Genomic DNA, 23,447 nt, shown 5'->3' on the forward strand with positions numbered 1-23,447 from the left:
CCATCCCTCCGAAAATTATTTCACAAGCTTGACTTCAACGATACTGAATGGAATCTTGATACCATTCTTATCGATTTCCGACTTAATTCTGTGCGCGACTGCATTTAGCGTGTCAAAATATGTTTCTTTTTCTGTCCAAAAACGCACCGTGTAAACAACGCCATTAGAATCGAACGATTTGAAGACAACATTGTTCTCCACAGAATTATCCTTTACCACCAACGGCTCTTCTTCGAGGACTTTCTTCAAGATTGAAACAACTTTATCAAGATCAGAAGAGTAATCGACCGTAACATCCACATCTATTCTTCTGTACCTACCGGGCCAAAATTTCGTTACAGTGCCTGACCAAACCTTCCTGTTTGGAATCAGTATCATCTTGCCGTCAAAAGTCTTCAGATGAACGTGGTTCATCTTAACTATATCGACAATCCCCGTCAGGCCATCTATATCGACCACTTCGCCCTCAAAGACCTTGCGCGTAACAAGAACCAGAATACCGGACATAAAATTCGTTAATGGTTCTTGCAACGCAAGACCTATCACTATACCAGATATTCCCAAACCTGCAAGGTATGGAGCAAGGTTGACATCCCAAATAGCCAAAATACCGGCTATCGCAAAACCATAAATCAAAAACGCAAGGATTAAAGACAAAGTTTTCGGTGCTTTAACCTCTTTACCTAATGTTGAAATGAATTTATTGATAGATCTCATTATAATTCTGTGAACAATATACGCAATGACTACAGCCAATATTGAGAAAAGTATGTTCTTCAAAATCACTGGTTCTAACATTTTTACCCTCCTTCATCCAGATCAGTACATTATCTTGATCGCTTCTCTAACTTCCTCCATCGTCTCTTGTGCAACTTTCCTTGCCTTTTCGTTCCCTTCTTCCATCGCTTCTTTGACTTCAGCATCGGTTATTGAATTGTACCTATCCCAAATCGGCTGCAATTTCTGCACCATGTTCTTTAGCAATAGTTTTTTACAATCGATACATCCTATCTTTGCCTGAGTACAGCCTTCCACAACCCACTGAGCTTCTTCTGGCTTATCCGCTGTGCCGAAAGCCTTATGATAATCCCACACTGGGCACACTTCCGGATTGCCTGGATCAGACCTTCTCTTCCTATTAGTATCAGTTACCATAGGCATTACCATCTTTGAAAGCTCTGCTTCCGTTGTGATGAGTGGAATCGTGTTGCCGTAGCTCTTGCTCATCTTCCTTCCGTCGGTTCCAAGGAGTTTTGGAACTTTCGAGAGTAATTCCTTCGGTTCTGGAAAAACCTCTCTCTTGAAGATATAATTGAACCTTCTTGCGATTTCCCTCGTAAGCTCTACGTGGTAGACTTGGTCTTCGCCAACTGGAACGCCATCTGCTTTGTAAATCAAAATATCGGCAGCTTGCAAAACCGGGTACATTAAGAATCCAGCATTTGAAAGGTCTCTGCTTGTGATCTGCTGGCGCATTTCTTTATAAGTCGGCACGCGCTCGAGCCAGGAGAGCGGAGTAATCATCGAGAATAAAACCATCAACTCTGCGTGTTCTTTAACAGCGGACTGGACAAAGAGCGTAGACTTATCGAGCCCAACAGCGATGAGAGTTTTCATTAAGTCAAAAGTAAATTCTTTTAATTCGCTCGTATCTTCGTAGTGCGTAGTCAGTGCGTGCCAGTCTGCTATAAAATAAAACGTGTCATTGCCTTCGTCTTGTAACTTGAGCCAGTTTTCGAAAACACCAACAAAATGACCAACATGCACTTTCCCAGTTGGCCTAATACCGCTCAAAATTCTCACAAACTTCAACCTCCCAGTCACATGTTCAAAATTATTGTCTTTCGTTATTATACCACATTTTAGAAAAATAAAAACGGGCGGATATCTTCCGCCCAGCATACATACGAAATCCTTTTATGAATCTCACTCTTGCTTGCCATTCTTCAAAAACCGCCTCCAATTTTTCATCTGCAGGTGTGGATAGTCCGGAAAATCCTTCCAAGAGCCGCCCCACTCCAGCCCAACTCTCTCTGCGATTTTCCCGCAAATCGCCCAAAGTTTATGATCATTCCAAACAACTTTTCCATCAACAACAGGTACGAAATCAGCTGCTAAGCCGTGACAATGCGGAGAATCTCTAAGATTAGTGACTACTCGATTTTCTGATGAACTGATAGGTGGTAAACCAGCCTTCTTACGGGCTTCGTTTACTTTCTCAACAGGTGCTCTGCCTTGCAAATACAGTGCATATTGTTCCTCTTTTGTTCTCAAAGTGTTGTAAATCAATACCTTTACACCAACATTTTGGCACTCTATTATGAATTTCTGAAGCAACGTTCTGAACTCAAGATTCAGATCATCTAAACTTCTGTTCATTCATTTCACCCAAGAAGATATATCTACAAGAATTAAAAATAAAAGGGTGACTACACCCCCCGAAATCTATATGCCGTATAGTATATATCTACAAGAATTAAAAATAAAAGGGCAGTTCTTCAAACTGCCCTCGCTTTTTGAAAAACATACCTATTAACTTTTTTCAGTATCTTCCTCTAATACGATTTTTTCAAACTCGGTCTCGGCAATATCCTCCGGGTTTCCACGCTTTACGACTATTGTTTTCTCAGTTGGGAGAACCTTGAATCTTTCCCACGGAAATTCGTAAATTTCGCGAAGGTCTCTAACTTCGTCAGGCACTTCGATTAATTCTATTTCCAGTTTCGACTCTTGGAAAACCCAATCACCTATTTCATACGTTCCGTAGACGGTAACAAACTTCGTTGCATCCTCCCATTTGAACCAACGTGGGATGAAATACCCAAATGAGTACAAGTTCCACTTAATCATCATAAAACCTCCTTTGAAATCAACAGGTCGCAAATAACCTTGACACAGACTTTAACATGCACATGTAAATTATACCACAAAAACAAAAAAGTGGGCTCTCGCCCACTTTTGTAGCAATTAAACTTTAGCAACTCATTTCTCCACATTGCTTTTTTATCTCTTCCAACAACGATATCAATCTATTTGCAGTTCCTTCCACTTCTCTGTAAGCCCTTTCTGCCTCCTGCAATTTGCCATGTTTCACGTATTCCATCACTTTCTCACCATTGTAGTGTACCTGTTCGTGCAATTTCCCAACTTCTTCCCACATGCTTTCCATGCCTTCTGGTGGTCTTGTAAAGTCATATATTGTTCCGAACGCACACCTGTGTAAGTTGAATTGTAGCATCTCTTCTCTCCCGTTCTTCACCGAATTGTATAGCCTCTCCAGCCAAGTTCTGTGGACTTTAATCGCTTTTTCTATTTCTTGCACATAATCTTCTTTCTCAGACACCACTATATTTTTTCTCACATTTTCTGATATCCTCAGGATCGTGTTACTAACTTCTGTATCCGCTTTGTGAACCTCTGGAAGCAGGTTTTTCACTTTGTTTATCTCTTCTGTAAGTTCACTCGTCCGTGCAACTATTTCATTCACGTTGTTCGTTGCGCTCTGCATTGCCGAGCTTATCTCTTGTGCAGACGCACTTTGTTCTTCACTTGCGGCCGCCAGAGTCTCTGCTTTATTGTTTATTATTTCCATCAATTTGTATATATTATCAAAGACATCCCTAACCTTTTCCACACTCTTTCTTGACTCGTTCAGTACACCTGCATTTTCGTTTACCGACATGCTGACTTTTTCTACACCAATTTGTATGTTATTCAGTATACTCTGTATATCACTCGTTGACTTCTTACTCTCTTCTGCCAGCTTCCTTATCTCATCTGCGACGACTGCAAATCCTCTTCCCGCTTCTCCTGCTCTTGCCGCCTCTATCGCCGCGTTTAAAGCGAGCAAATTTGTCTGCTCCGCTATAGAATTTATTGTTTCAACAATCGTCTGTATTTGCTTTGAGTAGTCCACCAACGACAATGTTACTTCCAGTGATTTGTTTGATGAATGTATCGTACTCTGGATGCTTTCTACTAATTTTTGGACATTCTCTCTGGAACTCACAATCTCGTTAAATGCCCTCGCGGTTACCGATGAAATCTCCTGAGCACTATTCGAAACGTTCTGAGCTGCTGTCGCTGTCTCTTCAGCACCAGAGTTTGTCTCCTCTATTGCCGCAGAAACGCTCTCTATCATGTCTGTTACATTTTCTATAACACTCACAGTTTAATTTACAACATCTTCAACCTGGTTTGTAACCATGCTGTAGTTGGAAACAGCTTTGTTAATATCTACAAAGCTCATTTGAAAATCTTTGAACAAAGCTTGTAATTTGCGCAGCGTTTCATTCAACGTGTTTGCTATAGCACCTATCTCGTTACTTGTTCCATGCAACTTAACAGTAAGGTCTCCGCTTGCAACTTTCTCAAGTGTTAAGTTAATTGACTTAACTTGTTTATTGATACTCCTAAGGATCATGAAAAGAACAACCACTATAACAACAATTACCAAACTCATTAAGAAAGTTGTCATTAAATTGCGCTTTTTCTGGAGTGCAACCTCCTCTTTAAGTGATGTCTTGCTGATGAGCAATCCGACTACATTCCCCTCAACGTCTTTCATGTGAATCACGTTGTACAAAAATCCATTATTCAGAAAATAATAATCCTCGTTTTCGATAAACTTTCTAAGGTCCTCGCTACTTATTTCCTTTGTCAAATCTTCATTTTCGGTTACTACTATTGGCTTTTCTAACTTTTTGCCATCTTCATCGTACAATTGCACAAAATTCTGTTCATTCGGGATGTCTTCTAAAAAACTCTTGTTCAAGTATAAACCAAGTTCAGCAATTGCTATAAACTGCCCATCTTTGAAAACCGGCTTTATACTTCTTAACCCAATGCCGCTTGCACCAATTTCGTACGTCACCACATCTGATTTATTGCTTGTAACATTCAACAACGCTTTTCTGAAGCTTAGATCATCACCATACTTTTCTGGCTTGTGCATTCTTAGAAAACTCTTCAAATCCGGAGTGATAAACTGAAAGATCTCTATTCCGTTTCTTTTGAAATCTTCGTAGCTTGGAATCAAATAATCGCGCAGCGAGTCTCTATCACCGTTTGCCAGATATTAGAGTATGGTCGGGTCATTCAAAGAATCAGTTAGAACCGTTTTCAACACTCCAGCAATTTCATCCACAACTTCTTGCACGACCTCTCCGACAACCGTATCGTAAGTTTCGATCCAATGTTCCTGAATTTTCTTTGAAAAGTTCATCTGAATGATAAATGTGACAACAAATCCGGCAACTACAATAGTAGCAATCAAAACAGGAAGATATTTTAACTTCATAAGTCTTTCCCTCCTCTTGTAAGTGATATATATCCCGTCTAAGTATATTTAGATTATACCATAAAGTTACATTCTAAGATACTAATTTTTGATTAATTTAAACACCTGCATAAGTTTATTAAACTATTATTCAATGTAAGAAAAATCACTATAGAGTTCATACTCGTGCCTCACATAAACGAGAGATTAAATTTCAGTTCTTGGGAATTTATAGTGCAAAGGTTGTATTTGACAATACTTTACATGTAGTGTAAAATAAATATACGTTTTCCAAAAGGAGGGATAGCGCTTGAACACCGTCGACAAGGTTATTGAAACGCACGTTGGTTTAAAGCTTCAAAAGCTCATGTTACTCATCACTTCCGTTCTTTGGCTGTTCGACGCAGCAGGTGTGCTTGTTTTGTCTTTTACACTTCCTTCGATTGTTCAAGAGTGGGGATTATCAGTCCAGCAGTCTGCCAACATTCTGAGCTCCACGTTTCTTGGAATGCTTGTGGGAGCTCTAAGCGTTGGTCTGATCGCTGATTTGTTTGGCAGAAAGTTGTCGAATATTTTCTATTTCTTATTCACCGTTGTTTTTACAGGGTTGCTCGGTTTTTCGAAAACTCCAAGTGCGTTTTTATTTTTAAGATTTCTTGCTGGTATAGGCTATGGTGGGTTGATGCCGTCTGTAAATGCGTATCTGTCTGAATTCATAGGGAAGGCTATAAGAGGGCGTTATCTGGTACTTTTGGAGGCTAGCTGGGCGATTGGCAGTATCGCAATTGGTCTTGTAGCAGTCTTGACAACACAACACTCTTGGCGGATAAGTTATTGGAGCTTCTTCTCCGGAATTGTCATGTTACCAATACTCTTCAAACTCTCAGAATCACCAAAGTTCGTATTCAAAAAGCATGGAAAGAAAGGTTTAGAAAATGTCCTCGGCATCAGCATACAGGCTGAGATTGAACCTCTACCAAAAAGTAAGTTCAGCATAGCCGATATTCTTAAACCACCTTATTTAACCAAAACAGTTATGATTTGGACTTCATGGTTTGTCGTTAGTTTTGTGTACTACGTGCTCTTCTCATGGGCTCCGAAAATCTTCGCACAGCAGGGGCTCAGCACTACAAAATCGCTCTGGTTCACGTTCTTCATGATGGTTGCTCAGCTTCCGGGCTACTTGTCTGCTGCATACTTCATTGAGAGGATAGGCAGGAAGAAATCTCTCGTGATTTATTTCATTGGAATGGCTATTTCGTCTATCCTGTGGGCTTTTGTAACAAGCTCAGTACAACTTATTTTGACGGCACTGCTTCTTTCATTCTTCACGCTCGGTGTTTGGGGGCTTGTGTATGCGTATACACCTGAGCTGTACCCAACCCCCATGCGCGGGACTGGGAATGGGATGGCTGGTGTTATCGCAAGGATAGCAGGAATATTAGCCCCTCAGTTCGGGGGCTACATGCTATCGCTGAACAAGTCCTTGCTCGAAATCTTCTCATGGCTTGCAGGGTTATCATTATTGGCAGCAGTCGTTGTGGTGCTTTTGGCAGTCGAAACAAAGGACAAGGAGATACAATAGATAGTTGAAAAAGGGCGGTTTGAACCGCCCTTTTGTCCTTTCCATGTTTCGTTATTTTATTACTACCGGTGTCAACTTTGCGTATTCTTTTTCCGGAACGTAAGATTTCAAGATTTGTTCCTGTGTGTATCCTTCCGGAACGATTGTATCAAGTACGAATGGTGCGTAGTCTTTGGAATCTACTGGATAGCCACCAAGTGTCCATTGAGTCGAGTCCTTTGCAACAGGTCTTATGTGGTCAGTACCATATCCATCTTGACTCATCGATAACACGTAGGCTTTTATTCCTGTCTTTACTTCTAAATATTTCTTAAAAACAATTATGTAAATAACTTTTTCCGCTGGGTCAGCTTCGTAGGTTATAGCCTCTGGAATCTCTTTACCGTCAGCCGTTGCAAAGACTATCCTATCATCAGGCCAACCTGCAACCTTTACAAAATAATCCCACGGTTGCGTAAACTGCACTCTCGCACCCTCTTTGTATGTGTTCGTTCTTCCTCCGTCTTTTGTATCAAGGTAGATGTTTATCAGCTGGTGCGAGAATCCTTTTGGAGATGCCCATGGATTTGTCATTTCTCCGAATTTTATTGCGAACACATATGCGTCTTCGTTTTCAAGCACTTGCATCTCAACAATGTCCCAAAGCCCTTTGTAAGGTGCGAAAGCTGGGTCTTTTGGATAAGTGTATGTTCCGAATCCGTAGTCGTCACCAACTTTGTCAACGAATTTCGCAATTACGTTTCCTGAAATCATCGTTGGAGTTTTGATTGCTATTCCTTCAGCTGGTACGATTTCGTCCTTGCCTTCAACTGATACGACAACGTAAAGGTTGAAAGTTTCTCCGCTCTTTACGCCGAGTATATCGTACGGTATCTCGAATTCGATTGCTTCATCCACAGCAGCTCTGAATGGGTTAGCTTGGAGTATCCATGAATCGTCTCCAGCTGCCGCAAAGAATGAGCCTCTCTTTCTTGCTTGCCACGTTTTCATGTTTATTGAGAATCTAAAACTAACCGATTTTGAAAGCTGTGTTCCGTTATATGTCTTTTTGTTAAAAGACGTCATTTTTGGAGCATCGGTGTAAACTTCAACAAGCACATTCTGACCAAGATATTGCGTTGCTGATTTATCCAAAAGAACTCCAACGTAAGCAGCTGTTGACGTCCTCGCGACGTATGCGACAACGCCTTTACTTTCAAAATATGCTGTTGCCTTTTCTGCTTCGGAGATCTTTCCGTCAACTGCATACTCGACAGACCTCACAATGTTTTCTTTTGGCAATTCGACTTTTGGTTCTTCTTCCTTCTGAATTCTTGGTGCTCCAACTTTCAGAACGCTGTCTTCTTTCCAGACTTCAAACACACCGTTCTTTCCGCCGAAGCCATCGTCAACGTACGCAGGAGCATTCGGATCTACTACCCAGTCTTTTCCATCAACTACGAATTTGTATTGGTAAATGCCTTGTGAAAGTTCTAAAACTGCTTCCCACCAACCGTCACCTGCACTGTAACATTCTGTATCGGACATACTCCAGTTGTTAAATGAACCGGCTATAAAGACGTATTTTGCCTCTGGTTTGTAGAACTTTATTACAACATATGTGTTATCTTCGATGTAGAAATTTTCTTCTCTTTCTTCGTTAATCTCGATCTTTTCTTTTATCTCAGCTGCAGGTGCGACTACGACTAATTTTCCATCCTTAAGAGCAAGTGTGAAGACTCCGTTCTTTCCACCGAAACCATCGTCGGTGTAACCTGGAGCGTCTGGGTCTTCTTTCCACACCTTACCGCCATCAATGACAAATTTGTACTGGTAAGTGCCGGGCTTGAGCTCGAGTTCTGTAACCCAGACATCGCCTTCTTTTCTCATCGGATTGGCGTTAGTAGACCAGCTGTTAAAATTTCCTGCAATGTGAACAGTGTTTGCCGTAGGATAGCTGAAAGTGAAAATAACTTTGTTTCCCTCAACTTTCAAAGCTCCAAACCCGATAAAGATTGAAAAAACAACAACCAACAGAGCAACAACCGAACGTTTCATCCTACTCCCTCCTTGCTTAAGATAGATTGCCGAAGATATTTTCTCATAAATTCAGTATATTTTGACATATCAATGGAAATTTTTCATAGCCATTATTATTTAAAAACTCTAAGCATCTTCTAAGCTCATGACAAGGATTTTCTAAGGTTATTTAGCTATACTATGATTGCCCACGATGAAAAGGGCAAAGAAAAGAAAACAGGAGGCGAGTGTATATGAAAAAGTTCTTAGTGGTATTGGTTTTAGGAGTCTTAGCGGTCAGCAGTATCTTCGCATTCGGTCCAGCAAGAAGTTTCAGAGGTGGCTATGCACAACAGCAAGCTCCACAAACATCTCAAACAGCAACAGCATCTCAGGTAACAAGACTTTACAGAAACTTGCCAGCGGGCACAACGTTAGGTTCGACAGAGACATTCAAAGGCACAGTCAAAGAGTTCGCACTCGCCCCACAATCTGGACTCACACTGAAAGTGCAAGTTGGAGATAAGGTATACGATGTTCACGCAGGTCCAATATTCAAAGTGACAGAGGTCAAGGTTGGACAGTCGATAGAAATCGTAGGAAAACTCGCAACCTCAGCAAGCGGGAGCTATATAGTTGCAGAGCAGGTCAAACTTGATGGAAAATCCATAGATTTGGCAAGCTTAAGAGGTCCACAAAATGGACGTGGTTTCGGAAGATGCAGCAGATAGTAACATGTCTTGCCCTGAAAATGATCATCGTGCTCTCCTGGAGCACGATGATTTTAATTTATTTATATTATACTTTCAGTTTCTGAAATCCTTCCACATTGACCCCTTCTGATTCGATCCCAAATATTTTAAAAGGATTCATTACAAAAACATGCGCAAAACTTTTTTGAGTAGGAATAAATGGAAAAACCTCAGAATACTTTCCTTACATTTATGCAAGCATTCGAAAGATTGCATTTTGAAAACAATATTAACCAATCAACTTTAAAATATGAAAAATATCGTGAAGTCTTTCTCCCAAATTAATCGGCAAATTGATATTTTGAAATCAACTGTAAATTTGTTCGTAACAATGTCGTGGTAAAATATTGACAGTACTGAACAAGTGTGTAATCAGCAATTTAAGGCCCTGTTTTCCTTTCTTGAATCTTCGGGGGGATTCATTTGAGGTTGCGAATTTTGATAACACTCTTTTTCGTGATCGTTATAACTACCACTTTTTTTGTATTTTTGAACATGTACTTCGAAAATGAAGAACAGCATTTTAAAAGTGTTTTTAAAGATACTGTAGAGACACATGCTACAGAAATTTACTATTCCCACTTTCGCAATGATGAATTGTATAATGCCATTTTGAGATGGGACGATCAGAAACTAAATATGATTGAGGAAAACTTGAAGAAAAGCTATCCGTTCATTGTCGACGTTGAGTTTGAAACGGGCAATCCGCCAGAGACAATTTATTCAATTACAAGTAGTGGAACATTACTTGTTTTGGAATACAGAATTTCGGATTCATCTGGAAAAACGTACATACCAGATAAAATAGCTAAGGTTTTGGTAGATGTTAGTTCAATTTTGAAAAGGCTCCATTTAGAAAACGTGAGAATTGCTACAGGAACAAAGGAAATAGCAAGAGATTTGACTTATGGTTTGAAATACGAAAGATTGCTAAAAATTTCTGAGCTCCCAATAATTCTTTCTTTTGCTTTTATTCTACTCATTGCACTTATGAGCATTGTATCTGAAATTTCTGTCATAAAGGAATTGAGAAAAGAAGAGATACTCAATAATGCACTTAATTCTGTTATAAAACTGACTCAAGATATGCTTATTGGAAACATAGAGCTATCTTATCAGTTAATTTTGGAAAAGGCGATTGAGATAATTCCAAGAGCTCAATCTGGTTCTGTGCTCATGAAAGAAGGAGATATATATAGATTTGTAGCTACAGCGGGATACAACTTTGAGGAGTTGAGCAAAGTTTGGTTTTTCCAAGAAGAACTGGCTCAGGGCATGGATGCAAAAGTTAAGATAACCACTAATCTTCAAGAGTTCGACGCTGAAGTGCTTAAAGGCGAAAGATTTCAGATTTTGAATAAGTACGGAAGAATCGACGAGATAAAGGCAATGCTTTCAGTTCCAATCGTTGTGAACAACGAAATAGTGGCGTTCATGAACATCGATAACCTTGAAAGTTCTGATGCCTTCAATGAATTTGCAGTTAGAATCGCCACACTCTTTGCTACACAAATAGGCGTTGTGTTTGAAAAATTGAAGCTTGAAGAGGAATTAATAAAACAAAAAGAAATGCTTGAGATCTTATCCACGCAAGATGCCCTAACACAATTGCCAAATAGAAGAGCTCTCGAAATGGAAGCTGAGAGAATAACTAAACTCGCGGAAAGAGAAGGAAAAAATATATGTGTGGTTTACGTTGACCTTTTTAAATTCAAAGCTATAAATGATTCCTTTGGACATCGGGTAGGAGATTACATACTTAAAGTTGTTGCAGAAAGGCTCCAAAGCGTTGTGAGAAAAAGCGACTTCATCGCAAGAATAGGAGGGGACGAATTCGTTTTCTTACTATATGATTGTAAAGAGTACAAGCAATTTGTAGAGAGAACACTCCAAGAGATAGAGAAAGATATAGTCTGGGAGTCGCATGTATTCAACGTCTCAGCAAACTTCGGAATAGCAATATATCCGCACGATGGCACTGATTTTGGAGATTTGTTAATCAAAGCCGATATGGCAATGTATTATGCAAAAAACAGTGGGAAGAGCTATCATTTGGCTTCCCAACTCAGTACAGATAGCATTTAGCAAATTTGGTTCAAACAGATATATTTCACAAAAAACCCTCGCACTATGAAAGACGCGAGGATTATTTTTGCGTACAGCTACTTAACAGTAATCGCGAAAATATGAACGTTCATTTCCATTGGCAGAGTTATTTCAAGAAAATCAAGGCCTTGAACTGATACACTGTAAAGATCCAACCCGCAACGGATAAATTGTTTTTCGCCACTCGCGATATATCTGTAATCCAAGACTAAGCCTTCAGGCTCATTGCACCAATCTTTTACTTGCATCTCATATCTCTGTCCGTTCATATTCAGCTCTGTTTTGTAATCCCCATGATTTGCCGCAGCAAGGATATATATAGTACTGTAATTCCCCAATCCGTTAACCTTTATAACTTGTCCATCACAGCGAATGTTGTCTAAACCGCTTGTGGCTATATAGAAAGGTATGTCTTTTATAACTGTTATACCCTCATTCACTTCGCTTTCCGGAAGATACGCACCAATTGCTCCGCCTAAGTTATCGAAATTCCCAGGTCTTTGAGGCGTACCAAATCCGTCGTTGTTGAAGATTTCTTTGAGGTCAAGTGCTTTGAATTCGTTGATTTGAGAAAAGTCTACTTCAACTTCGTAAGATACTCGCTTTTCAATCTTTTCAAAAACTACGGCTTCTGTTATCTGTGTTTTCTTTTCTGCTAAATTGTATACCAAACTCTTGCTTGTTTCGTTATCTTTGAAAGATATCCCGATATACTCTGGTATAAGCACTACCTGATCAAGAGAACAGCTATTGGTTAGTGAAAGACTTAATGAATTCTCTATTTGAATTTCTCCAACTTCAAAGATCCCACTTCCAGAGATATTCTTTTTCAACTGATTCACAGCGGAAATGGTTATCGCGTTATTTGAGAACACGCCAGATATGAGTACATAGTACTTACCAGGTTTAATGTTGTCCAAAACCTTTTTGAGTCTCGCCCTTTCATTAATTTTTAGTGCTGCTCCACCTCCGTAATCGCCTGTTACAATCCTCACATCAGATATTCCAACGTCAAAAGTCTCCGCCTCTAAGACCTTTAAACCCTCTCGGCCTAAGATGTTCGGATTTTCAGCGAGTATCTGGAACTTCTCTGGAAGTTTCATCACGTACAGTAGACTTCTCAGTGCACAAATCGTAGATTCCGCACCCGCATTCCTGTTGTAATGCATGTACTCAAGACCATCGTACCCTTCCCCGCTCTCTCCAAGCATCCTTACTCCCAATCTGTTCCCACCAAACAGCCATGATGATAACAGAGAAGCAAAGTAAGCATATTTCTCATCCCCCGTTATCTCGAACAGTTTGACGTTTGGTACCACGACACATTCAAGTGCATAGGCAAGTTCTGGATAGAGTTTTACATAATTGCCTATGGAATATATCAGTCCTGTTGACAATAGGAGAGGTATCTGATTATCGAGCGAGCGCTTGGCAAGTTCTATGAGCTTACTATCGCCTAATACTTTGTACGCTTCTACCAAAGCCTCCGTGTAGTGGTTTCCCCAGCCGTTCCAGAGGAACCGGTCTTGATAGACCGAAAAGAATCCTTTTAGATATGAAAATCCAGTCCATTCATATCGAGTCAGCTCCATAGAATATTTCTCGAGATCTTTCTTCACATTTTCGTCCTTTGTTAACTTGTAGTAATTAGAAAGTCCAATCACATACAGTGAAAGTTGATCTCCTGCTATTGGAGGTTTCCTTTTTATAGCTGAATATGCTCTTCTCAAAGCTAACATTATTCTTTCTTCGTTATGAAATTGGGCAAGTTTCGAAAGTCCGGCAAAAGCCCTTAATGCCCACCAAGATGATGACTTTTCGCTCGTGATACCGTGCTTATTAATGGTCCCATCAACCCAAGCGAAGTTGTAAAACTCACCGTCGGAAGTTTGCATCTTCAACACAAACTTCGACGCTTCCTTTGCAAGCTCTAAATAGGACACGTCTTTAGTAATTTCGTACGCTTCACTGTAAAGCAATACAACCCTTGCAACATCGTCAGCGCAAGTGTCGCCTTCTCCTTGCGCCGTAGCAACTTCGAAATGATCGCCTTTGTTGTTAGCGTAAACCCAGTAGCCTTTTACTTCTTCACCTTCGAGCAAGAATTTTTGCCCAAGTCTTTCAAGGTGCGTGTTGTTAAATGTAATTGCTGAAAATGATACTAAATGTAAAATTAGAAACACACTTACCAAGAATTTTTTCACACATTTCATCTCCCTTAAAAACCTTAGAAATCAGACCGGGGATTTCTCCCCGGTCAAAAGATTTGATCTTATTCTCCAATTTTAATGCTTCTGAACGATGCACTCTTGTTTTCAATAAATTTAATCGCTTCTTCAACACTCTTTGCGTTGTACAGCGTAAAGAGTCTCAAGTGCTGTACAACATCTCCGGCTTTGTATCTGTTCGGCATGTCCTCAACCTTCATCGAGTAGACGCCCGTTGTTGAAGGATATGCATCGAATTCGCCAGGCATCCATTTGAAGACGCCATCTCTAAATTCAAGGCTTTCGTATACCCATGTGTCTGAATCGAGCCATTTTTTGTAATCAGCTGGAACAACTGGTACTTCTGGCAATATTTCAGCAACGCCAACATTTCCTTTCGACGAGAAATTGCTCCTCCATCTTTCCATCGATGCAAAGATATAAGTAGCGCCCCACCAAAGTGGTTTCATACTGTTCCCAGCAGGAAATACGATATATGGTGTCTTGTCTACCCACGTTACAGCATCTCTTTGCAACCAATATTCATATGGTGTAATGTTGAGCTGGTCAGCCCATACTAACCTTCTGAAAACTGGAAGGATGTGGACAGTATCATCAAATGCAGGTATAATTGGCCTTGTTACCATCGTTTGCACTTTCATCATATCTGCATATGTTTCAAATACGAATTTGTTGTCAACGAGTATATCCCCATTCTTGAAAATATGTGTAACAATCTCCTGTCTTAGCCCATTAAATTTCTCTGATTTGAGAATAGCCACAACACCAACTGCAACAGGTCCCGGATCAAGCACTTTAATCGATACAACCCTAAACGCGCTGCTCGTTTCTTCATGGTGATCGCCCAATTTTCCATCAACATAGTATGTCGAGTTGAACCAACCGCTTACTCTTGCAATGCCAACCTCATCGAGCAACTTGGCTTTTATCGTGCCAAATTGTGTAACTTGAACCAAACCGTGGTCATTGATCATGGCTTCAAAACTACCATCTACCGCTGTCACTTTCCAACCTTTTTCGTCTTTGGAGACACTAAATGCTTTCGGATAAACAACCGCCTTTTTCGCAGAATCTTCAACAACTATCTGTGCATTGCCTTTTACAATGGAGACCAGATAGTCTGGTGCAGAAACTCTGCCGTTACCATCAACATCTTCGAGCTGGAACGGGACTTCTTTTCCATCAACAACTACTTTCAAGCTTGTCCAATCTGGTTCAAAGTCCTCAGGCAGCAGGTCGACCAAGCTTCCCATTTGCAGTACTAAAGGTACTTCCACATTTCCAGCCTTGACTGGAATACTCACCGAAGCGCCAAACAAACTAAGTGCTAATAAAAGTACTAAAGACATCAGAACCCTCTTCATACACTCCACCTCCCTGGAAGTTTGATGTTATAGAGGTAATAAATCACCAGATTTCTTGCGGAACGGAAAAAATAAGTAAACGCTTACATACATTGCATATTATATATTCGTGATTGGAAAAACAATAATTGATTTATTGCCAAAAATTCTATTATTTTTTTAATTAATAAACAAATTCTTCTTTTTTATTTTGTTTTTAAATATTTACTATGCTTTTCTTACGAATTCTTATTTTGTTACCGAACAAAAAGGTTTTATAATTATAGTGAATATGAAAGCGTTTACATCCTCTCAGTTCGATTCTTCATTCTCTTGATTCCGGGGGTGTTCTAATGGCTTCGATCGAAGATGTAGCGAAAAGGGCTGGCGTATCAATTGCAACTGTTTCTCGGGTTCTCAATGGAACGGGTTATGTCTCCGAAAGCACTGAGATAAAGGTCTTGAAGGCCATAAGGGAATTGGGGTACGTGCCACATTTTTCAGCTAAATCACTTGCAAGAAAGAAAAGTTTCAAAGTGGGTGTAATTATAAGCAAGAGGATTGATGAATTGCTCAAAACAAACGTCGGGGAATTTTACAAGATTATACTTGATGCAATTGAGAATTATGCTGCGCTTTACAAGATATCCTTAGAGATTGTGCTTCTTGAAGATGTTCTCAAAACTTCAGAGGTTGAATTTGATGGCTTCATAATCGTTGGTAGTGACGCTTCGGAAGAAGAGATAAATTTCCTTTCATCCAAGGCGAAGGTTGTCCTTGTTGATCACTATATAGATGGGTTGAGAATAGATAGCATCGTAAGTGACGGATACGATGGTGTGTTTTACGTGACAAGGAATTTCATCGATGCTGGATACAACAGAATTGTCCACATCCACGGACCACTTAAATATTACGGCTTTAGAGATAGGTACAACGGATACGTGAGCGCTATGCAAAGATATGGAAAGTTGCCAATACTCTTTGAGTACGACGATTTACACGATGAGGTTGATTCAGTTTTGAAAAGAGTTCTGAGAGATTGGGTACCACAGGTTATAATTTGTTCCAACGATGTGATAGCATTGAGAGTCCTTAGTAAATTAAAAGAATGGGGTTACAAGATTCCAAATGAAATAAGTGTCGTTGGATTTGACGACATACCAGATGCTGAAAAAGAGGGTCTATCAACGCTTCGAGTTCAGAAAGCTGAGATGGGCATAAACGCTGTGAAACGTCTCAACGAGATATTGACTGGTCAGAGCCTGCATCCTCACAAACAGTGTCTTTATACTTCATATATTAAGAGAAATTCAAGTTTAATCTAAATCGATTTCCACATTCTTTAGTGAGGAGGGGATATTATGAAAAGGTTGGTAGTTTCTATTGTGTTCTTGTCGTTGCTATTAGTTTCGGTAAGTGCTGTTGCAGTAAAACTAACGTTCTGGACTGCTCCAAATGCGTTCCAAGAAGAATTCTGGAAAACGATAGTAGCACAATGGAATAAACTGAGACCAGATGTTCAAATCGAAGTTCAGACCATCCCTGCTGCCGGAAGTTCAGAAGAGGCTATCCTGAGTGCAATAGCAGCTGGAAACGCCCCAGATTTTTGCGAAAACATCTTTAGTGGCTTTGCCGCTCAGCTCGCCGATATAGGTGCCTTGTATGCACTTGACAACTTCGGGAGTGATTTCCAGAAATTGATTGAAACACGAAAGATGAAAAGCATTATTGACTCTTGGAAGATCAAAGGCAAATATTACGTATTCCCCATCTACTCCAACCCAATGATATTCTGGTGGCGCGGCGACATTTTGAAGAAGCTTGGGTACAACGAACCGCCAAGGACGTACAGCCAGATTTACGAAATTAGTAAGAAATTCGCCGATGGGAAGAAGAATTTCACAATGCAGGTTATCTCAGGTCGCAACTGGTGGGACAGGTGGTTTGACTTCATAACTTACTACTATTCTGCAACTGGCGGGAAGTCGTACATAGATGTTGCCAAACGAAAGGTAAACTTCGGAGATGAATATGGTTTGCAGATATCGGAATTCATATACAACATGTTCAAGAACAAGTACACCGCTGTTGAATTGGGAACTAATCCTTTCTACAACGGAACAATCTTAGCGAAGATAACAGGGCCATGGGAAGTGAATTGGGCAAAGGAAACGTTCCCAAAGGTAGTTCCAGAGATATGGTTCTCCGCACCACCTGTGCCAGATAATTATCCAAAAGATAAACCTATTTACACATTTGCAGACAGCAAGGGATTAGTGATATTCTCCACATGTAAAGACAAGAAAGCAGCGTTTGAATTCATCTCTTGGGTGTTCTCAAACGTTCAGAACGATGTTCTGTGGATCGAAAAGACACAAATGCCACCCGCACGTGAAGATTTAACCACGAATCCCGCATTCTCAAAGTTCATGAACGATAAGTTCTTTAAGGCATACTCTTCTTTCGTGCCATATGCAATACCGCCAGCGTTGATTGACAAGACTATAGATATACAACAAGCGATGACAACCCATCTTATAGAGCCACTGATGTATATGAAAGGTACGCCAAGCGATATACTAAACAAAGCTGTTAAAGAAGTAAATAAACTCCTCTTCTAATACTCTATGCACTGGATGTGAGCATGTGAAAGAACAGAAGGCAAGGAACCACAATTCGAGAAGATTTGGAAGGAAAGATAGGATTTTCGGTTATTCAATCGTTTTACCATATTTAGCTTACACTGCTGTTTTCTGGGGCTATCCGTTTGTTTGGATGTTGGTTCTCGCATTCACAAAGTGGAATTATTTTTCCAAGCCTTCGCTTATCTGGTTTAGTAATTTTGCAAGGTTATTCACAGATAGTACAATGTTCCGGATAGCCCTTAACACTTTGAATTTCTTGGCTTATCTTATTCCGATGGTCTTAGTCGCATCTTTGTTATTCGCTCTTGCTCTAAACAAGGTGAAGTTCGGTAAAACGTTCATAATGCTGAGTTTCTTAGTTGCAAATGTGTCTTCAGGCGTTGCTTACTCATTGCTCTTCTCGAATCTTTTCGCGGTGAATGGACCTATAAACAGGCTTATTGATAGTCTATTTGGTTTTACGATCCCTTGGTTTTCAAATCCGCAACTTGCGATCTTTTCGATATGTTTGATAATAACTTGGAAGTTCATCGGATATTATGGGTTGATTCTTTACGCAGGTTTAATTTCCATTCCGCAATCGCTCTACGAGGCAGCGGAACTTGATGGGGCAAACAAGAACGTTATTTTCTGGAAGATTACCTTACCGCTGTTGAATCCATCGCTGATAACAGTAACCGTTTTGGCTGTAATGCTGACTTTTGGAATTTTCACTGAACCATACATGATCACAGGTGGCGGACCTATGCAACGAACGACAACTTTCTTGATCTACATGTACGACACTGCTTTCAAAAGAATTGACCCTTCGTATGCTACAACTGTTGCGATTGTAACAGCACTCGTCAGTTACGGGATAGTCATGTTGATTAGAAAGCTCTTCGAGAAAGAAGTGAGCTTTGTATGAGGAAAGAGAAAGTCATTTCATACGTTATCACATTTATAATGCTTTTCTTGGCGTTAGTTTGGATCTATCCATATATTTGGCTTTTCTTATCGTCCTTTAAACCGGCTGAAGATATCTTCACCACTTTCATTCCAAAGAAGTTTAGTTTAGAACATTACAGATTCATATTTGTCATGGCAAACAAGTTTGAAAGGCCGTTTATACGAGCTTTCTTGAACAGTCTTTTCATATCTTCGACAGTCACATTCTCTGTTGTATTTACATCTATGTTTATAGGATATGCACTATCGCGCATCAAGTTTAAATTGGGTAAGGCTGTGTACAATTTCATAATATATCAAATGCTCTTTCCAGGATTCATGTTTATGATACCGATGTTCATACTCATACGCACGTTCGGCTGGTTGAACACATATCAGGCGCTCATTGTACCTTCACTGACAAGTTCGTGGGGAGTATTCATGTTCGCACAGACTTTCAAAACGATACCACAAGATTATATCGATGCTGCAAAAATAGACGGAGCGAGCAATTTTTGGGTTGTAATACAGATAATGTTCCCACTGGCTAAATCAACAGCTTCTATAGTTGGGCTGTTCACTTTCATAGGGATCTGGGACAATTTCCTTTGGCCACTTATGGTAATGAAAGATTACAAGAATATGCCACTTTCAGTTCTACTTGCGTCGTTCAATCATGAGTACGCAAGTTACATCGGCCCTGTTCTCGCAGGCGCTGTTATCCAGACTATACCGATGGTGATCATCTTCTTGCTACTGAGAAACTACTTCTTACAAGGAATATCTATGTCTTTAAGGTAGAGAAAAAGACAGGAGACTATTACAACATTACAAAAGGAGGAGAAAAAAAAGATGGAGTTAAGATTAAAAAGGCACCCGTTGAATCCATTACTCGCCCCCGTTCCTGAACACCTTTGGGAAAACAAGTTTGTATTCAACTGCGCCGTTGTTTACGACGGTGAGCTTTTCCACTTACTCTACAGGGCACAAGGTGTCGATATGGTTTCAAGAATAGGGTACGCCGTTAGCACGGATGGAGTTCGCTTCAATCGGTTTGAGAAACCTGTTTTTTCTCCAGCAGTAAGCGATGAACTGTACGGCGTTGAAGACCCGAGGATAACCAAAATTGGAGACACATACTACATGCTTTACACAGCTTACTCACCAAAAGGTCCAAGAGTAGCCTTAGCATCGACAAAGAATTTCATTACTTGGAAGAGATATGGCGTAGTGATAAAGGACGAAATCAACAATAAAGATGCCGCTCTCTTCCCAGAAAAGATAAATGGCAAGTACGTAATGCTCCACAGATTCGAACCGGACATTTGGTTGGCATTTTCTGATGATCTTGTAAACTGGGGAAACTACGTAAGCATAGCTGGTCCGAGAAAAGGTTACTGGGATAATCTAAAAATTGGTGCTGGTGCTCCACCAATAAAGACACCTTATGGCTGGCTGCTGCTCTACCATGGTGTAGAAGAAGCACCAAGACCGATATACAGGCTCGGATTCATATTACTTGATCTTAATGACCCAACAAAAGTAATTAAGAGAAGTGAAGAGCCAATCTTAGAACCGGAAGAAGAATGGGAAATATTTGGCGGTGTACCAAATGTGGTTTTCAGCGATGCAATGGTTGAGTACAATGGTCAATATTATGTGTATTACGGTGCTGCTGACAATTACATAGCCCTTGCCACAATCGAAGTCGAAGAAGTAATGAAATGGTGCAAATTATAAACTTTGAAGAAAGAACGGGGATACCCCCGTTCTTCTTATTATTCTTAGAACTTTATTTCCTCAATTTCCACCTTTTCAAGCAACCTCTCGACATCATTCCTTCTGCACAACCTTGTTCCAGGCGTCATGACAGCAGCAGTACCAGATGCATTTGCCCATCTTAGTGCTTCCTCATCTGACGCACCTTCGGTCCTTTTGAGCACAAAACCAGCCAAGAATGAATCTCCGGCACCTACCGCACTCTTTACATTCACTTTTATTGTTTTTGTATAAAGAACTTTTTCTTTCGATATGAAGTAGGCACCTTCACCGCCAAGGGTTAATAGTATCCCCTTAAGCTCGTGGATATCAATTATTTTTATTGCTTCCTCCACAATTTCTTCACGCTTTGAAACGTGCTTTCCAATTAGTCTTTGGAATTCATGCAAATTCGGCTTTATATAGTCGGGCTGTCCAATCAATCCTGCTTTCAATTTATCGCCATCAGCATCGAAATAAACTGTTGCTCCCCATTGCTTTAACGAAAAGACTATGCCTGTGTAGAACTCAGCGGCAACTCCTTTTGGCAAACTTCCTGAGACGACCACAACATCCCCTGGTCTAACAAGTGCATTGAGAACTTCAAGTACAACTTGCAACTTTCTGACGCTAATCTTCTCACCAGGCATACTTATTCTGTACTGACCTTTGTTGGTTTCAAGTATAACGTTCATCCTTGTTTCTTGCGGCACGCGGATGGAAGAGTAGATGACCCCCTCTCTATCTAACATCTCTTCGAGCTTGCGACCATTATCTCCACCAACGAGCGCTATAGCAATCGATACTCCGCCGAGTTCTTTTATTACTCTTGATACATCGATTCCTTTACCCGCTGGATAATCTACCACTTTCTGTGCACGGATAGTATCGTCCAGAATAAGCTCGTCAACGTAGATGTACCTATCAAGGCAGGGATTCATAGTTAATGTAAAAATCATGATATGCACCTCCAGGGCAAAAACCTTAAGTTGATAATCGTATATTATTTTATCAGATATTTTTAAATATAAAAATTAAGAAAACATGGTAAAATATTATCGAATAAAATTCCTTCTCGGAGGGAACGATGTGAAATCAAAAAGTTGGATTTATTTTCTACTACTTGGGATTATAACATTCTCATTCATCATATTTCTGAGAATATACCTTGAAAATGAAGATAAATCTTTCAGGTTGCTATTCAAGAACATTATGGAAACTCAAGCAATGGAAGTATCGCGAGCATACTCTCAATGGGACGATATGTACAATGCTGTCTCAAAACAGGACCATGAAAGCATGAGAAAGCTTCAAAGAGAGATGAAAAAGGACTATCCGTTCATTGTAGACGTTACTTTTGAAAGTGCTAACCCTCCGAATGGATTTTACTCAATAAGAAGTGAAGGGACATTCCTTATCGTTGAATACAAAATATTCGATTCTTTTGGTGAGAGATTTCTACCTGACAAAAGAGCCAGTATCCGAATTGATGTAGGCCCTATTCTAAGAAACTTTGAAATACACAATATACGAATAACAACTGCGAAGAGTAACTTAGTAAGAGATCTAGCATATGGTTTGAGATACGAAAGATTACTCACAATTAGCGAAATTCCAATAATCATGTCTTTCGTTCTACTGTTATTGATAGCAATTACTGTTGTTTACGAAATGTACGTACGTCGAGAATTAGATATAGAATCGACTCTTAATAAAGCGCTAAATTCAGTAATCCAGCTAAGCCAAGATATGCTAAGAGGTTCCGTAAAACCTTCATATCAACTGATATTAGAAAAAGCAATAGAAATAATTCCGGGCGCACAAGCAGGCTCGGTTCTTGTGAAAGATGGCGATAGATATAAATTTAGTGCTTGTGTTGGATACAACTTCGAAGAACTGAAAAAGGTCTGGTTCCTTCCTGAAGAGCTGGCGCAAAGTATGGATCCTAAAGTAAAAATAATAACGCACCTTCAGGGTTTCGACTCAGAGAAGCTCAAAGATGAGAGGTTTCAAATATTAGACAAATACGGAAGAGTTAACGAAATCAAAGCTATGCTTTCTGTTCCAATCATTGTAAACAATGAAATCGCGGCATTTTTAAATATCGACAATTTTGAAAAAGTACATACGTTTAATGATTTTTCAGTTAGAATCGCCACACTCTTCGCTACCCAGATAGGTGTTGTATTCGAAAGGTTAAAACTTGAAGAAGAGTTGTTGAAACAAAAAGACATGCTTGAATTCTTATCCACAAGAGATGCTCTAACACAACTACCAAACAGAAGAGCGCTTGAAATTGAAGCTGAAAGAATGATGAACCTTGCAAAAAGGGAAGGAAAAAACATATGCGTAGTGTACGTTGATCTTCTGAGATTCAAAATTGTTAACGACTCTTTTGGCCACAGAGTAGGAGACTATCTACTTAGAGTGATCTCTGAAAGACTCCAAAAAGTTGTAAGGAAAAGTGATTTTGTCGCACGAATCGGTGGGGATGAGTTTGTCTTCTTACTATATGATTGTAAAGAATATCTACAATTTGTGGAAAGAACGCTCCAAGAGATAGAAAAAGATATAATCTGGGAGTCGCATGTATTCAAAGTCTCCGCAAACTTCGGAATAGCAATATATCCGCATGATGGCATTGACTTTGGGGATTTACTAATTAAAGCTGATATGGCAATGTACTACGCGAAAAACAGCGGAAAAAGCTACCATCTCGCCTCGCAACTCAGCATCGATAACATTGAATAACATGAACATATTTTAGAAATGGCATTTTCTAAAATAGTAGAAACTTAAAGCCCTGTGTTCTTACCGAAAAAAA

Annotated in this window: 20 protein-coding genes; 9 read left to right on the forward strand and 11 right to left on the reverse strand. The window is 39.9% G+C overall.

Annotation, left to right across the window (positions count from 1 at the left end):
• Nucleotides 1–15 precede the first annotated feature (15 nt).
• From BUA11_RS06405 to BUA11_RS06435, 7 genes are all read right to left on the reverse strand, one after another.
• The gene (locus BUA11_RS06405; protein ID WP_072759606.1) at nt 16–798 is read right to left on the reverse strand and encodes a mechanosensitive ion channel family protein; all 783 of its coding nucleotides are present in this window, start codon (nt 796–798) and stop codon (nt 16–18) included.
• Nucleotides 799–819: 21 nt separating this feature from the next.
• Nucleotides 820–1,803 carry a tryptophan--tRNA ligase gene (gene trpS, locus BUA11_RS06410; RefSeq protein ID WP_072759607.1) on the reverse strand — a complete coding sequence of 328 codons (984 nt, stop codon included), beginning with the start codon at nt 1,801–1,803 and terminating at the stop codon, nt 820–822.
• A gap of 123 nt (nt 1,804–1,926) precedes the next feature.
• The gene (locus BUA11_RS06415; protein WP_072759608.1) at nt 1,927–2,379 is read right to left on the reverse strand and encodes a M15 family metallopeptidase; all 453 of its coding nucleotides are present in this window, start codon (nt 2,377–2,379) and stop codon (nt 1,927–1,929) included.
• Between the two features lie 153 nt (nt 2,380–2,532).
• Entirely contained in the window at nt 2,533–2,850 is a 318-nt protein-coding gene (locus tag BUA11_RS06420; RefSeq protein WP_072759609.1) for a hypothetical protein, read from the reverse strand.
• A gap of 124 nt (nt 2,851–2,974) precedes the next feature.
• Nucleotides 2,975–4,168, reverse strand: coding sequence for a methyl-accepting chemotaxis protein (locus BUA11_RS06425; RefSeq protein WP_072759610.1), 1,194 nt, complete (start codon nt 4,166–4,168; stop codon nt 2,975–2,977).
• Between the two features lie 3 nt (nt 4,169–4,171).
• Nucleotides 4,172–5,074 carry a cache domain-containing protein gene (locus BUA11_RS06430; RefSeq protein WP_281246567.1) on the reverse strand — a complete coding sequence of 301 codons (903 nt, stop codon included), beginning with the start codon at nt 5,072–5,074 and terminating at the stop codon, nt 4,172–4,174.
• Nucleotides 5,075–5,077: 3 nt separating this feature from the next.
• Nucleotides 5,078–5,299 carry a hypothetical protein gene (locus tag BUA11_RS06435; protein WP_072759612.1) on the reverse strand — a complete coding sequence of 74 codons (222 nt, stop codon included), beginning with the start codon at nt 5,297–5,299 and terminating at the stop codon, nt 5,078–5,080.
• Nucleotides 5,300–5,645: 346 nt separating this feature from the next.
• On the opposite strand from BUA11_RS06435, the gene BUA11_RS06440 reads away from it, so the two are divergent.
• Nucleotides 5,646–6,863, forward strand: coding sequence for an MFS transporter (locus BUA11_RS06440; protein WP_072759700.1), 1,218 nt, complete (start codon nt 5,646–5,648; stop codon nt 6,861–6,863).
• Nucleotides 6,864–6,914: 51 nt separating this feature from the next.
• Here BUA11_RS06440 and BUA11_RS06445 read toward each other — a convergent pair whose 3' ends face one another.
• Complete coding sequence (locus tag BUA11_RS06445) at nt 6,915–8,900, reverse strand: glucodextranase DOMON-like domain-containing protein (protein ID WP_072759613.1); 1,986 nt, start codon at nt 8,898–8,900, stop codon at nt 6,915–6,917.
• Between the two features lie 215 nt (nt 8,901–9,115).
• Between BUA11_RS06445 and BUA11_RS06450 the strand changes: the two genes are divergently transcribed.
• Together BUA11_RS06450 and BUA11_RS06455 are read left to right on the forward strand one after the other, a co-directional pair.
• On the forward strand, nt 9,116–9,592 hold the full coding sequence (locus BUA11_RS06450) for a hypothetical protein (RefSeq protein WP_072759614.1): 477 nt from the start codon (nt 9,116–9,118) through the stop codon (nt 9,590–9,592).
• A 444-nt stretch (nt 9,593–10,036) separates the two neighbouring features.
• The gene (locus BUA11_RS06455) at nt 10,037–11,698 is read left to right on the forward strand and encodes a sensor domain-containing diguanylate cyclase (protein ID WP_072759615.1); all 1,662 of its coding nucleotides are present in this window, start codon (nt 10,037–10,039) and stop codon (nt 11,696–11,698) included.
• Between the two features lie 77 nt (nt 11,699–11,775).
• Here the strand turns inward: BUA11_RS06455 and BUA11_RS06460 are convergent, their stop codons facing one another.
• Nucleotides 11,776–13,923, reverse strand: coding sequence for a glycoside hydrolase family protein (locus tag BUA11_RS06460; RefSeq protein ID WP_372589802.1), 2,148 nt, complete (start codon nt 13,921–13,923; stop codon nt 11,776–11,778).
• A gap of 68 nt (nt 13,924–13,991) precedes the next feature.
• Nucleotides 13,992–15,311: a hypothetical protein gene (locus BUA11_RS06465; protein WP_072759629.1), complete on the reverse strand. Its 1,320-nt coding sequence runs from the start codon at nt 15,309–15,311 to the stop codon at nt 13,992–13,994.
• Between the two features lie 332 nt (nt 15,312–15,643).
• On the opposite strand from BUA11_RS06465, the gene BUA11_RS06470 reads away from it, so the two are divergent.
• Genes BUA11_RS06470 through BUA11_RS06490 form a run of 5 tightly spaced genes read left to right on the forward strand, consistent with a single transcriptional unit; the run spans nt 15,644 to nt 20,605 of the window.
• On the forward strand, nt 15,644–16,618 hold the full coding sequence (locus BUA11_RS06470) for a LacI family DNA-binding transcriptional regulator (protein WP_072759631.1): 975 nt from the start codon (nt 15,644–15,646) through the stop codon (nt 16,616–16,618).
• A gap of 36 nt (nt 16,619–16,654) precedes the next feature.
• Nucleotides 16,655–17,914, forward strand: a complete 1,260-nt coding sequence (locus BUA11_RS06475; protein ID WP_072759633.1) for an ABC transporter substrate-binding protein — start codon at nt 16,655–16,657, stop codon at nt 17,912–17,914.
• 25 nt (nt 17,915–17,939) lie between these two features.
• Nucleotides 17,940–18,845: a carbohydrate ABC transporter permease gene (locus BUA11_RS06480; RefSeq protein ID WP_072759635.1), complete on the forward strand. Its 906-nt coding sequence runs from the start codon at nt 17,940–17,942 to the stop codon at nt 18,843–18,845.
• A complete protein-coding gene (locus BUA11_RS06485) occupies nt 18,842–19,666 on the forward strand; it encodes a carbohydrate ABC transporter permease (protein ID WP_072759637.1) in 825 nt (274 codons plus the stop codon). Before BUA11_RS06480 ends, BUA11_RS06485 begins: the two co-directional genes overlap by 4 nt.
• Nucleotides 19,667–19,717: 51 nt before the next feature.
• Complete coding sequence (locus BUA11_RS06490) at nt 19,718–20,605, forward strand: glycoside hydrolase family 130 protein (RefSeq protein WP_072759639.1); 888 nt, start codon at nt 19,718–19,720, stop codon at nt 20,603–20,605.
• A gap of 44 nt (nt 20,606–20,649) precedes the next feature.
• Here the strand turns inward: BUA11_RS06490 and BUA11_RS06495 are convergent, their stop codons facing one another.
• Nucleotides 20,650–21,582, reverse strand: a complete 933-nt coding sequence (locus BUA11_RS06495; RefSeq protein ID WP_072759641.1) for a 1-phosphofructokinase family hexose kinase — start codon at nt 21,580–21,582, stop codon at nt 20,650–20,652.
• Between the two features lie 130 nt (nt 21,583–21,712).
• On the opposite strand from BUA11_RS06495, the gene BUA11_RS06500 reads away from it, so the two are divergent.
• Nucleotides 21,713–23,374, forward strand: coding sequence for a sensor domain-containing diguanylate cyclase (locus BUA11_RS06500; protein ID WP_072759643.1), 1,662 nt, complete (start codon nt 21,713–21,715; stop codon nt 23,372–23,374).
• Nucleotides 23,375–23,447: the final 73 nt, after the last annotated feature.

The sequence above is a fragment of the Fervidobacterium gondwanense DSM 13020 genome (assembly GCF_900143265.1).
Classification (GTDB): Bacteria; Thermotogota; Thermotogae; order Thermotogales; family Fervidobacteriaceae; genus Fervidobacterium; species Fervidobacterium gondwanense.